Source organism: Thermaurantiacus sp., from assembly GCF_053487655.1.
The window spans coordinates 1-11,062 of sequence record NZ_JBRCLD010000037.1; the positions used below are offsets into that span (position 1 = coordinate 1).

Annotated in this window: 14 protein-coding genes; 7 read left to right on the forward strand and 7 right to left on the reverse strand. The window is 65.5% G+C overall.

The features are described 5' to 3' along the window. Nucleotides 1–561: 2-C-methyl-D-erythritol 2,4-cyclodiphosphate synthase (gene ispF, locus ACWIQA_RS03840; RefSeq protein ID WP_448581745.1), on the forward strand; the 561-nt coding region annotated here is incomplete at its 5' end. After that, nucleotides 558–1,061: a CinA family protein gene (locus ACWIQA_RS03845; RefSeq protein WP_448581746.1), complete on the forward strand. Its 504-nt coding sequence runs from the start codon at nucleotides 558–560 to the stop codon at nucleotides 1,059–1,061. The genes ispF and ACWIQA_RS03845, both read left to right, overlap by 4 nt. Here ACWIQA_RS03845 and ACWIQA_RS03850 read toward each other — a convergent pair. The 3 genes from ACWIQA_RS03850 to ACWIQA_RS03860 form a co-directional block, all read right to left on the reverse strand. Next, nucleotides 1,033–1,494 (reverse strand): type II toxin-antitoxin system RatA family toxin, encoded by a 462-nt coding sequence (locus tag ACWIQA_RS03850; RefSeq protein ID WP_448581747.1) that lies wholly within the window; start codon nucleotides 1,492–1,494, stop codon nucleotides 1,033–1,035. The genes ACWIQA_RS03845 and ACWIQA_RS03850 overlap by 29 nt on opposite strands. After that, complete coding sequence (gene lipA, locus ACWIQA_RS03855) at nucleotides 1,487–2,410, reverse strand: lipoyl synthase (RefSeq protein WP_448581748.1); 924 nt, start codon at nucleotides 2,408–2,410, stop codon at nucleotides 1,487–1,489. Before lipA ends, ACWIQA_RS03850 begins: the two co-directional genes overlap by 8 nt. A 72-nt stretch (nucleotides 2,411–2,482) precedes the next feature. Then, a complete protein-coding gene (locus tag ACWIQA_RS03860; RefSeq protein ID WP_448581749.1) occupies nucleotides 2,483–3,154 on the reverse strand; it encodes a nitroreductase in 672 nt (223 codons plus the stop codon). 53 nt (nucleotides 3,155–3,207) lie between these two features. On the opposite strand from ACWIQA_RS03860, the gene pgsA reads away from it, so the two are divergent. Genes pgsA through ACWIQA_RS03880 form a run of 4 tightly spaced genes read left to right on the forward strand, consistent with a single transcriptional unit; the run spans nucleotide 3,208 to nucleotide 5,157 of the window. Beyond that, a complete protein-coding gene (gene pgsA, locus ACWIQA_RS03865; protein WP_448581758.1) occupies nucleotides 3,208–3,765 on the forward strand; it encodes a CDP-diacylglycerol--glycerol-3-phosphate 3-phosphatidyltransferase in 558 nt (185 codons plus the stop codon). An 11-nt stretch (nucleotides 3,766–3,776) separates the two neighbouring features. Further along, a complete protein-coding gene (gene moaD, locus ACWIQA_RS03870; RefSeq protein ID WP_448581750.1) occupies nucleotides 3,777–4,028 on the forward strand; it encodes a molybdopterin converting factor subunit 1 in 252 nt (83 codons plus the stop codon). Further along, nucleotides 4,028–4,450 carry a molybdenum cofactor biosynthesis protein MoaE gene (locus ACWIQA_RS03875; RefSeq protein WP_448581751.1) on the forward strand — a complete coding sequence of 141 codons (423 nt, stop codon included), beginning with the start codon at nucleotides 4,028–4,030 and terminating at the stop codon, nucleotides 4,448–4,450. The genes moaD and ACWIQA_RS03875 overlap by 1 nt, the downstream gene beginning before the upstream one ends. Beyond that, on the forward strand, nucleotides 4,447–5,157 hold the full coding sequence (locus tag ACWIQA_RS03880) for a glutathione S-transferase family protein (RefSeq protein WP_448581752.1): 711 nt from the start codon (nucleotides 4,447–4,449) through the stop codon (nucleotides 5,155–5,157). Before ACWIQA_RS03875 ends, ACWIQA_RS03880 begins: the two co-directional genes overlap by 4 nt. Here ACWIQA_RS03880 and ACWIQA_RS03885 read toward each other — a convergent pair. Continuing rightward, on the reverse strand, nucleotides 5,147–6,121 hold the full coding sequence (locus ACWIQA_RS03885) for an NADPH:quinone oxidoreductase family protein (RefSeq protein WP_448581753.1): 975 nt from the start codon (nucleotides 6,119–6,121) through the stop codon (nucleotides 5,147–5,149). The two genes, ACWIQA_RS03880 and ACWIQA_RS03885, sit on opposite strands and share 11 nt — an antisense overlap. A gap of 48 nt (nucleotides 6,122–6,169) precedes the next feature. On the opposite strand from ACWIQA_RS03885, the gene ACWIQA_RS03890 reads away from it, so the two are divergent. Next, complete coding sequence (locus ACWIQA_RS03890; RefSeq protein WP_448581754.1) at nucleotides 6,170–7,210, forward strand: 2-dehydropantoate 2-reductase; 1,041 nt, start codon at nucleotides 6,170–6,172, stop codon at nucleotides 7,208–7,210. A gap of 69 nt (nucleotides 7,211–7,279) precedes the next feature. Here the strand turns inward: ACWIQA_RS03890 and ACWIQA_RS03895 are convergent, their stop codons facing one another. The 3 genes from ACWIQA_RS03895 to ACWIQA_RS03905 all read right to left on the reverse strand — a co-directional run. Beyond that, nucleotides 7,280–9,313 (reverse strand): oxidoreductase, encoded by a 2,034-nt coding sequence (locus tag ACWIQA_RS03895; RefSeq protein WP_448581755.1) that lies wholly within the window; start codon nucleotides 9,311–9,313, stop codon nucleotides 7,280–7,282. A gap of 76 nt (nucleotides 9,314–9,389) precedes the next feature. Next, on the reverse strand, nucleotides 9,390–10,781 hold the full coding sequence (gene lpdA / locus ACWIQA_RS03900) for a dihydrolipoyl dehydrogenase (protein ID WP_448581756.1): 1,392 nt from the start codon (nucleotides 10,779–10,781) through the stop codon (nucleotides 9,390–9,392). 9 nt (nucleotides 10,782–10,790) lie between these two features. Continuing rightward, a partial coding sequence (locus ACWIQA_RS03905) for a 2-oxo acid dehydrogenase subunit E2 (protein WP_448581757.1) occupies nucleotides 10,791–11,062 on the reverse strand: 272 nt, incomplete at its 5' end.

Consider the following 11,062-nt stretch of genomic DNA (forward strand, 5'->3'; position numbering starts at 1 on the left):
GTCCATGGGGACGAGCGCGCCATGAAGGTGACGCAGGCGGCCGATTTTGCCTTTGCCGAGGCGCTGGTTGGCCGGGTTGCTGTGACCGGGCTTGGCTATGATGTCCACCGGTTTGGCCCGGGTGACCACCTGTGGCTGTGCGGTGTGAAGGTTCCGCATGACAAGGGCCTCATCGGCCATTCGGATGCCGATGTCGGGCTGCACGCGCTGACCGACGCCGTCTTGGGTGCGATCGGCGAAGGCGACATCGGCCGCCACTTTCCTCCTTCGGATCCGCAATGGAAGGGGGCGTCTTCCGACCGGTTCCTTGCCCATGCTGCAGCGCGTGTTTCTGCGCGCGGCGGGCGGATTGCCCATGTCGACGTCACCGTCATTGCCGAAGCGCCGAAGGTTGGACCGCACCGCGACGCGATGGTTAAGCGGATTGGGGAAATTCTCGGCGATCACCAGCCGATGGTGTCGGTAAAGGCGACCACCACCGAGGGCCTCGGCTTTGCCGGGCGGCGCGAGGGGATTGCAGCCCAGGCGGTGGCAACCGTGCTTCTGGCAGCTGCGCCATGATTGACGAGGAAATGCGCGCGCTCGCCCAGCGGGTGGTGGACGAAAATCGCGCAGCCGGGCGGAAGCTCGCCGTTGCGGAAAGCTGCACTGGCGGGCTGGTCGCAGCTGCGATCACCGCCATTCCCGGATCTTCCGACGTGTTTGATCGCGGCTTTGTTACCTATTCGAACGAGGCCAAGATGGAGCTGCTCGGCGTCTCTGAGGAGATCCTGGCAACCCTTGGCGCCGTCTCGGAGGCAACGGCCTGGGCGATGGCCTCGGGGGCCATTGAGCACAGCAAGGCCGATGTCGCGGTCTCGATTTCAGGAATTGCAGGGCCTGGAGGGGGGACCGCCAAGAAGCCGGTTGGAACCGTTGTCTTTGCCCGCGCCCTGCGCAATGCCGGGGGTGGCGTTGCCGACCATGCCCATCTCGCCGACGTCCATGAGATGGGCGATCTTGGCCGCGACGAGATTCGCCGCCAGGCCGTGCTCATTGCGCTGCGGCTGCTGCTCCCGTGAGCGCGGAGCCGTAAAGCTTCCGGGCGCGGGCCTCGAAGGCGGCGACCATATGGCGGAAGGCCTCGTGGAAGACGGCGCCGGCAAGCCGCTCGAACAAGCGCGAGCGGAAGCTGAAATCGACCGCGAAGCGCACCCGGGTGCCCTGCCCTTCGGGCTCGAACATCCAGTCGTTGGACAGGTGCTTCAATGGCCCACTCACATAGTCGACATGGATGGCGCGCGGCCGGTCTAGCGTTACTCGGCTGGTGAAGGTTTCCCGGATGGCGCGGAAGCCGACCGACATGTCGGCGACCATAAGCGTCTCGCTTCGCTCCCGGATGCGGGTGGCAGCGACCCAGGGCAGGAACTCGGGATAGGCGCCGACATCCGCGACGAGGTCGAAAAGCTGGCCTGGCGCAAAGGGAAGGAAGCGGTCTTCCCGGTGGCTAGGCAAGCGCTGGAACCTTCGCAAGGCGGGCCGCACGCGCCGCCTTCAAGCGCGCGAAATCAGTGCCGGCATGGTGGCTCGAGCGTGTGAGCGGGCTTGCAGACACGAGGAGGAAGCCCTTGGCCTCAGCAACCATCCGGTAGCGCGCGAAGGTCTCGGGCGGCACGAATTCAACCACCGGCGCATGCCGGGGGGTGGGCTGGAGATACTGGCCGATGGTCAGGAAATCGACTCCGGCAACCCGCATGTCGTCCATCACCTGGTGGATTTCAAGCCGCTCCTCGCCAAGCCCGACCATGAGCCCCGACTTGGTGAAAAGCGAGGAGTCGAGGGTCTTCACCCGCTCAAGAAGCCGCAGCGAGTGATAGTAGCGGGCGCCGGGGCGGATGGTGGGGTAGAGCCGCGGTACGGTCTCAAGATTGTGGTTGTAGACATCGGGCCGGGCCGCGACGATGGCCTCGACGGCGGCATCGGCCTTGTTGCGGAAATCGGGCGTGAGAATTTCGATCGTGGTCGCTGGCGCACGGGCGCGAATGGCCTCGATCACTTTCACAAACTGGGAGGCGCCGCCGTCTGGCAGGTCATCACGATCAACGGACGTGACGACAATATGGGAGAGGCCGAGTGCAGCGCAGGCCTCAGCGACATGGACAGGCTCCAGCGGGTCAACCGGACCGGGCATGCCCGTCTTCACATTGCAGAAGGCGCAAGCCCTTGTGCAAGTGTCGCCAAGGATCATGACGGTCGCATGCTTCTTCTGCCAGCACTCCCCGATGTTGGGGCAGGCCGCTTCCTCGCAAACGGTGTTGAGGTTGAGCTGGCGCATGAGAGTCTTCGTCTCCCGAAAGGCAGGCGAAGTGGGCGCGCGCACGCGCAGCCACTCGGGCTTGCGGGCGAAGGGAATCGGGGTCGCGTTCGTCACGGCCTGTCAACTAGGCCCTGGGCGTAGCCGCGGCAATTGCGGCCTGGCGGCGCGGCGGGCCGCAAGAGAGCCTCACAGGCCATGGAAGCGAGCGAAGGATTCGAGCGGAGCGCGGGCAGCGCGGAAGCTGTTGGCGGGGTCGTCTGGGTCCCGGTAGCCGATCGCCATGCCACAAAAGAGCATCCGCTCTGGCGGCAGGTTGAGGAATTCGCCGATCGTCCTTGGGTAAATGGCCCAGCATTCCTGCGGGCAGCTGTCCAGCCCCTCCTCGCGCAGCAGGAGCATGACGGTCTGGAGATACATGCCAAGATCCGACCATTGCGGCGGGCCCATGCAGCGATCAACCGAACAGAAGAGGGCAAGCGGTGCGCCAAAGAACTGGAAGTTGCGAGCAAACCACATGAGCCGCTTCGCCTTTTCCTCACGCGGGATGCCAAGCGCACCATAGAGCGCCTCGCCGACCTCGAAGCGATAGTCCCGATAGGGCGAAGGCAGAGTCTTCGGGTAGATGTCATATTCGGTTGGCTCGCCAGTGGGCGCGTCCATAACCCGCCGCGCCATAATCGCCTTCAGCTCGGCAAGCGGCGCGCCAGCGACGACATCGATGTGCCAGGGCTGAAGATTGCCGCCTGAAGGCGCACGCGCGGCTGCCTCCACCACGCGCCGGATGACGGCGGGATCAACCGGGGTGTCGCGGAAGCCCCGGATCGATTTGCGACTGCTGACGGCTTCGCTGACCTTCATGCTCTCGTCCTGCTGTTGTGACCTTGCAGGCGATTGCCTAGAAGGTGCGCGTGCTGTCCAGCCTCCCCAATCTGCTTACGCTTTCGCGGATTCTCGCCGTGCCGCTCTTCGTGCTTCTTATGTGGCAAGGCAACTGGATAACCTATCTCCTTGCTTTTGCACTCTTCTGCGTTGCCGGAATCACCGACTATGTCGATGGTTACCTGGCCCGGGCGCAAGGGACGGTCTCAAAACTCGGGATCTTCCTCGACCCGATTGCCGACAAGATCATGGTGGTGAGCGTCATTGTGATGCTCATCCACAACGATGCCATCAAGGGCTGGACCATGCTGCCAGCGCTCATCATCATCCTGCGCGAAATTGCCGTTTCGGGCTTGCGCGAGTTCCTTGCGGGGCTGCATGTCTCGGTACCGGTGTCGCGGCTGGCGAAGTGGAAGACGGCGCTGCAAATGGTGGCACTCGGAGCGCTGATCCTTGGCCAGGCCAGCGCACGTGTCATGCCTGGTCTTCCAGTCCACGAGGTGGGGCTGGCAGCGCTGTTCCTGGCAGCCGGGCTCACGCTGGTGACGGGCTGGGACTATCTTCGCACGGGTTTGCGGCACATGGACTGACGGTGCGACTGATGGTGCGCCTTCTCTATTTCGCCTGGGTGCGCGAAGCGATCGGCGTGGAAGCCGAGGAGGTGCCGCTTTCTGGCACAACGACACTTGCAGCGCTTGCTGAGCAGCTGAAGGGACGCAGCGCAGGCCATGCCCGGGCGCTTGCGGACCTCGGGCGGCTGCGGGCGGCCGTGAACCAGGACTTCGCCGGCTGGGACGCGGCCGTCAATGACGGCGACGAGGTGGCGCTGTTTCCGCCCGTGACAGGCGGCTGATGTTTGAAGTCCGGATCGCGGCCGAGGCCTTCGATGTCGCGGCTGAACATTCGCGACTGTCAGCGCTTGGGCCGGGCGTGGGCGCAGTCGTCCTGTTTACCGGGCAGGTGCGCGATGAGCCCCTGTTCCTTGACCATTATCCGGCCATGGCGAGGCGACAGGTTGCAGCACGGCTGGGCGAAGCCCGGGCGCGCTGGCCGCTCTTGGGGGCAATTATCGTCCACCGTTTCGGGCCCCTTGGAGTTGGCGAGGGGATCGTCCTCGTCGGCACGGCTGCAGCGCACCGGGCAGCCGCATTCGAGTCCGCCGCCTTCCTGATGGACTGGCTCAAGACGTCTGCCCCTTTTTGGAAGCGCGGGAAAAGCGGGTGGGTCGAGGCAAAGGCGAGCGACGAGGCGGCAGCAGCGAGGTGGCAGCAATGACCGGCATCACCCTCTATCAGTTTGAGATTTCGCCCTTTGCTGACAAGGTGCGGCGGGCGCTCAGGTGGAAGGGGCTCGACTTTGCGGTGGTCGAGGTTCTGGTCTCGAAGCGCAACGCCCACCGGGCAGTCTCGCCCACGGGCAAGTTTCCTGTGCTCGTGCACGACGGGCGCGCCATTGCCGATTCGACCGACATCTTGCGCTACCTTGACCAGACTTTTCCCGAGCCTCGGCTTGCACCCGACAATCCCCGCGACGCCGCGCTTGCGGCCATCTTCGAGGACTGGGCGGATGAGAGCCTCTATTTCTATGATCTCACCATGCGGCCCTGGCCGCAGAACCGGCAATGGTTCCTCGATGATCTTCTGGCGCACGAGAAGGGCGTGGTGCGCGGGCTGCTTGCCCGGGCGATCCCCGGCGCGATTGCGAACGTGGCCCGCATGCAGGGGCTGGGACGCAAACGCGAGGCCACGGTGGTGGCCGATCTTGAAGCCCTCTATGGTGCGCTGGAGGGTTGGCTCGAAGGGGTGGACTGGCTGGCCGGGCCAAGGCTGTCGAGTGCAGACATTGCCGTTCGCGTGATGATCAATGTCCTTGACCGCACGGTCGAGGGGAAGGCCTTGCGCATGGGCCGGCCACGGCTGGATGCTTGGTGCCGGCGTGTGGATGCAGCTGCTCCGCCTGAGGGGATTTCGGTCACGCCTTGAGGATGACCTTCCCCATGGCCTTGCGGTCCATGAGCATGCGGATGGCCCTGCCCCCTTCGGCGAGCGGCAGGCGGGCGCCGACATGGGGCCTGAGCTTGCCCTCGGCAAACCAGCAGACGAGCTCCGCCATGTTGGCGCGGTGGACATGTGGCTCGTGCATGGTGAAGGCGCCCCAGAAGACACCGACGATTGCAGCTCCCTTGATGAGGGGGAGGTTGAGCGGGAGCTTGGGGATTTCGCCGGCCGCAAATCCGACGACCAGGTAGCGGCCGTTCCAGGCAATCGCACGGAAGGCCGGCTCGGTGAAGCGGTCACCCACGGGATCGTAGATGACATCGGCGCCCTTCCCTCCTGTCAGCGCCTTCACTCGTTCCTTCAGGTCCTCGGTCTCGTAGTTGATGCCGGCCTCGGCGCCATGGGCACGGGCCAGCTCCAGCTTTGCTTCTGTGGAGGCAGCAGCGATGACGCGCGCGCCCATCAGCCGGCCCAACTCGACCGCGGCAAGGCCGACTCCACCGGCTGCGCCCAAAACCAGGAGAGTCTCGCCAGCCTTGAGGGCGGCGCGCTGTTTGAGCGCATGGTGGGAAGTGCCGTAGGTCATGGTGAACCCGGCCGCGAGCTCCATGTCGAGACCGTCTGGGACCGGCACACACTGATGCTCGGCTGCGAGCAGTTTTTCGGCAAAGGCGCCAGTGCCAGTCATGGCGATGACGCGGTCCCCAGGCGCAAAGCGGGTGACACCTTCGCCCACCGCCTCGACGGTGCCCGCTGCTTCGCCGCCGGGGACAAAGGGGAGCGGCGGCTTGAACTGGTAGAGGTTCCGGATGATGAGCGTTTCCGGGAAGTTGACTCCAGCCGCTTCGACGCGCAGCAATAGTTCGCCCTTGCCTGGCGCCGGATCGGGCAGCTCCTGCCATTCGAGCAGCTCGGGGTCTCCGTGGGTGGTGCACACCAGGGCTTTCATGCGCGTCTCCCTTCGCTATGGGGATAGGCAAGCGGGAGGATGCGGGCAATGGGCGGTGGCCTGCCAAAGATTGCGGTGTTCGGCGCAGGGCTGGTGGGAGCCTATGTCGGGCTTCGCCTTGCACCTCATGCCCGCCTCACCCTGATCGGGCGGGCGCCGCTGGTGGCGCGTGCGGCCGAAGGCTTGCGCGTGTCGGACATGGACGGCTTCGACCTCATTGTCACACCAGGCGAGATCGAAGCGACAACGGCGCTCGAGGGCCTTGCCGAGTCCGACCTGGTGCTGGTTACTGTCAAGTCCCACGCGACTGCCGAGGCGGCGGCTGCCATCGCTGCCCACGCGCCACCCCGCGCCCCTGTGGTCTCATTGCAGAACGGCGTTGCCAATGTGGAGGTGCTGCGCGAGGCGCTACCCGGGCGCACCGTGCTTGCCGGGATGGTGCCGTTCAACGTGGTCGAGGCCGAGCGCGGCCGCTATCACCGCGGCACTGGCGTTGGCGGCCTCATGGTCGAAGCGCATCCGGATCTCGCGCCCTTTCTTCCCTGCTTCGCGGCGGCCGGGCTCGCCCTCGAGCAGAGTTCGAACATGCTTGGCGTTCAGTGGGGCAAGCTTCTCGTCAATCTCAACAATGCCGTCAATGCCGTCTCTGGTGTGAGCCTCATGGAGCAGCTGCGCCAGCGCGGCTACCGGCAGGCCTGGGCGATGGCGATGCGCGAAGCGATGGCGCTCACCAGGCGGGCCGGGATCCGGCTCGTTGACCCCTTGCCAATGCCGATCGAGCTGATGCCAGCCATCATGAGCCTTCCCGACAAGCTCTATTTCTATGTTGCAGCGCAAGCAGGCGGCGGCAGGGCGCGCGTCGATCCGCACGCGCGCTCGTCAATGGCAGATGATCTGGCGAAGGGCCGCCGCACGGAAGTCGATTACCTGAACGGCGAAGTGGTGCGGCTTGCCCGCCGGCTTGGGCGGGAGGCGCCTGTCAATCAGCGGATGGTGGAGCTGGTGCGCGCAGCCGAGGCCGGTGCGCCGCCGATTCCGGCTGCGGTGTTGCTCCAGGAGTTGCGCCGGGCAAGCCGCAGCCGGCGGTAAGCTGGAGGTCGCGCCGCCGGCTGCACGCTGCAAGCGGGACCGTGACGGCCGGAGGCCTTGCAGCCAAGCTCAGGCAGCAAGCGCGCGTTCCGTGGCCTCAAGGATGGCGCGCTTCGCGTCGAGTTCGGCGGCCTCATGGGCGCCACCGATGAGCGTTGCGCGGACGCCGCGGGCGATGAGCGCATCGTAGAGGCGGCGTTCAGGAAGCTGGCCAGCGCAGATGATGACAGTGTCAACGGCAAACAGGGTGGGCTCTCCATTGACGAGCGTGTGGAGCCCTTCGTCGTCAATCGCGATGTAGGTGACGCCGCCCAGCATCCTGACCCCGCGACGGGTGAGCGTGAGCCGGTGGGTCCACCCGGTCGTCTTGCCAAGAGAGCGGCCGGGTGCGCCTTCCTTGCGCTGCAGCATGACGACTTCGCGGTCGGCCCGTGCGACTTGTGGCACAAGGCCGGTGACGCCGCCGCGCGGGTGGTTCACGAAGTCGAGGCCCCATTCCTTCTGGAAGGTGGCGATGTCGAGCGCGGCAGACGGGCCGGAATGGGTGATGAGCTCGGCGACATCAAAGCCGATCCCGCCTGCCCCGACGATGGCAACCTTGCGGCCAATGGGTTTCCGGCCGAGGATGGCATCGATGTAGCCGATCACCTTGGGGTGATCGATGCCGGGGATGTCGGGGATACGCGGAGTGATGCCCGTTGCCACGAACACTTCGTCATGGCCGGCCTCGGCCAGCATGTCGGCAGTGGCGCGGGTGTTGAGGCGCAGATCGATGCCGAGAAGCTCGATCTGGCGGCGAAAGTAGCGCAGGGTCTCAGCGAATTCCTCCTTGCCGGGGATGCGCTTGGCGAGGTTGAACTGGCCGCCGATTTCGGCCGCGGCTTCATAGAGCGTGACCTTGTGGCCACGTGCTGCCGCCTCGGTTGCGAAGGCGAGGCCAGCCGGGCCAGCGCCGACGACGGCAAGGTCGCGCTGGCGCTTGGCCGGCGTCGAGACGAGGAGGGTTTCGTGGCAGGCGCGCGGGTTGACGAGGCAGCTCGTCAGCTTGCCCATGAACGTGTGGTCGAGGCAGGCCTGGTTGCAGGCGATACAAGTGTTGATCTCGTCTTCGCGGCCGTCGCGCGCCTTCAGGACGAGGTCCGGGTCGGCGAGCATCGGCCGGGCCATGGAGACGAGATCGGCGTGGCCGGCGGCGAGCACGGCTTCCGCAACATCGGGCATGTTGATCCGGTTGGAGGTGATCATGGGCACGCCGACATGGCGGCGGATGCGGCCCGTCACTTCGGCAAAGGCCGCGCGGGGGACCATGGTTGCAATCGTTGGCACCTGCGCCTCGTGCCATGTGAAGTGGGTCGAAATGATGTTGGCGCCGGCCTTCTCGACTTCCTGGGCAAGGGTGATGACCTCCTCGCCCGACATGCCGCCTTCGAGCATGTCCATGGCCGGGATGCGGAAGATGAGGAGGAAGCGGTCGCCAACAGCAGCGCGCACCCGGCGGACAACTTCGACGGGGAAGCGCATGCGGTTCTCGAAGCTGCCGCCCCAGCGGTCGGTCCTCTGGTTGGTCTTCGCAACCAGGAAGGTGGACAGCAGATAGCCGGCCGAGCCGATGATCTCGACTCCGTCATAGCCGGCGAGCTTTGCCATGGCCGCGCAATTGGCGAAATCGGCGAGCTGCTTTTCGATGCCGGCTTCGTCGAGCTCGTTGGGGACGAAGCGGCCGATGCGCGAGCGGACTGGCGAGGGGGCAACGCAAGCAGGCGTTGCAGCAAGCGGGCCGGCATGGAGGATCTGGAGGCAGATTTTCACTTCCGGGTCGGCGGCGTGGACCGCTTCGGTGACCAGGCGGTGCTGGGCTGCCTCTTGTGGCGTGGAAAGCTTGGCGCCGCTGCCCGTTGCCTCCTCGTTGGGGCCAATGCCGCCAGTGATGATCATTGCAACCCCGCCACGCGCCCGCTCGGCGAAATAGGCGGCCATGCGCGCGAAGCCGCCTTCCACTTCCTCGAGCCCCGTGTGCATCGAGCCCATGAGGATCCGGTTCTTGAGTTTGAGGAACCCGAGGTCGAGGGGAGTGAAGATGTGTGGGTAGCGCGGGTGGGTCATGGCGAGCGGCGGTGGCAGCGCGCCCCGCTCCTGTCACCCTCCCCTTTTCCCGCGGCTGCGGCAGCCCGTCGCGGGGTCAGATGTGGAGTGCCGGGCCCCTGACGGCGATGGCGGCTTCCTTCACGGCTTCGCTGTGGGTGGGGTGGGCGTGGCAAGTGAGCGCGATGTCTTCGGAACTGGCGCCGAATTCCATCGCCTGGGCGGCTTGTGCGATCATGGTGCCAGCCATGGTGCCAAGAATGTGGACTCCAAGCACGCGGTCTGTCGCGGCGTCGGCGATGATTTTCACGAAGCCGGCGGTGTCGCGGTTGGTCTTGGCGCGGCTGTTGGCAAGAAAGGGGAATTTCCCGACCCGGAGCTCGTGACCGGCGGCGCGTGCCTCCGCCTCGGTCAGGCCGACGCTCGCGGCTTCCGGCATGGTGTAGACAACGGCAGGGATGACCGTGGGGTTCACATGGCCGGTGTGACCGGCAATCCATTCGGCAACGGCATGGCCCTCGTCCATCGCCTTGTGGGCGAGCATGGGGCCCGGCGTGACATCGCCAATCGCGCGGATATGGGGAACGGAAGTGCGGAACTGGCCGTCCACTTCGATCTGGCCGCGGGCATTGGGCGTCACTCCGGCCTTCGCAAGTGCAAGGCCATCCGTGTTGGGGCGGCGGCCGACGGCGAGCAGCACGCGGTCCGCCACGAGGGTTTCGGCCGGGCCGCCAGTGGCAGGCTCGATGCTGACCTTCGCCTCGGCGCCGTCGCGGGCGATGGCGGTGACCTTCATGCCCGTCCGCAACGCGAGGCCCTGCTTGCCGAGGATCTTCGCGAATTCGCCGGCGATGTCCGAGTCCATGGCCGGCACGATCGACGGCATATATTCGATGACCGTCACTTGCGCGCCGAGCCGCTTCCAGACCGAGCCCATCTCAAGCCCGATATAGCCTCCGCCGACGACGACGAGGTGGCGAGGCACGGCAGTGAAGTCGAGCGCTTCGGTTGAGGTGACGACCACCTCGCCATCGGGGACAAGACCAGGCGGGAAGAAAGGCTCAGAACCCGTTGCAATGACAATGTTCTTAGCCGTCACGAGGTTTTCGCCGACGGCCACGCTGTTGGGGCCCTCGAAAGCGGCAGCGCCCTTGAGCCAAGTCACCTTGTTCTTGCGGAACAGAAATTCGATCCCGCTCGTCAGCTCCTTGACGGCCTTTGCTTTTTCCTTGAGCATAGTCTCAAGATCGAGCTCGACCCCTTTGAAACTAATGCCGAACTTGGTGAGTTCGCCGGTTGCGGCTGCGGCATAGAGTTCGGAGGCGTGGAGGAGCGCTTTGGAAGGGATGCAGCCGACATTGAGGCACGTGCCACCGAGGGATGCGCGCTTTTCCGCACAGGCCACTTTCAATCCGAGCTGGGCAGCGCGAATAGCAGCGACATAGCCTCCCGGCCCGCCGCCAATGACCAGCATGTCATAATCGGCCATGGCTTCTCCCTAGAGGTCGACGAGGAGGCGGGCTGGGTCTTCGATCGCCTCCTTCACGCGGACAAGGAAGGTGACGGCTTCGCGCCCGTCGATCAGGCGATGGTCATAGGAAAGGGCGAGATACATCATCGGCCGGATGACGACCTGGCCACCGCGCGCGACTGGCCGCTCCTCGATGCGGTGGAGGCCGAGCACGCCCGATTGCGGCGGATTGAGAATGGGGGTGGAGAGGAGCGAGCCGAAGACGCCGCCGTTGGAGATGGTGAAGGTGCCGCCCTGCA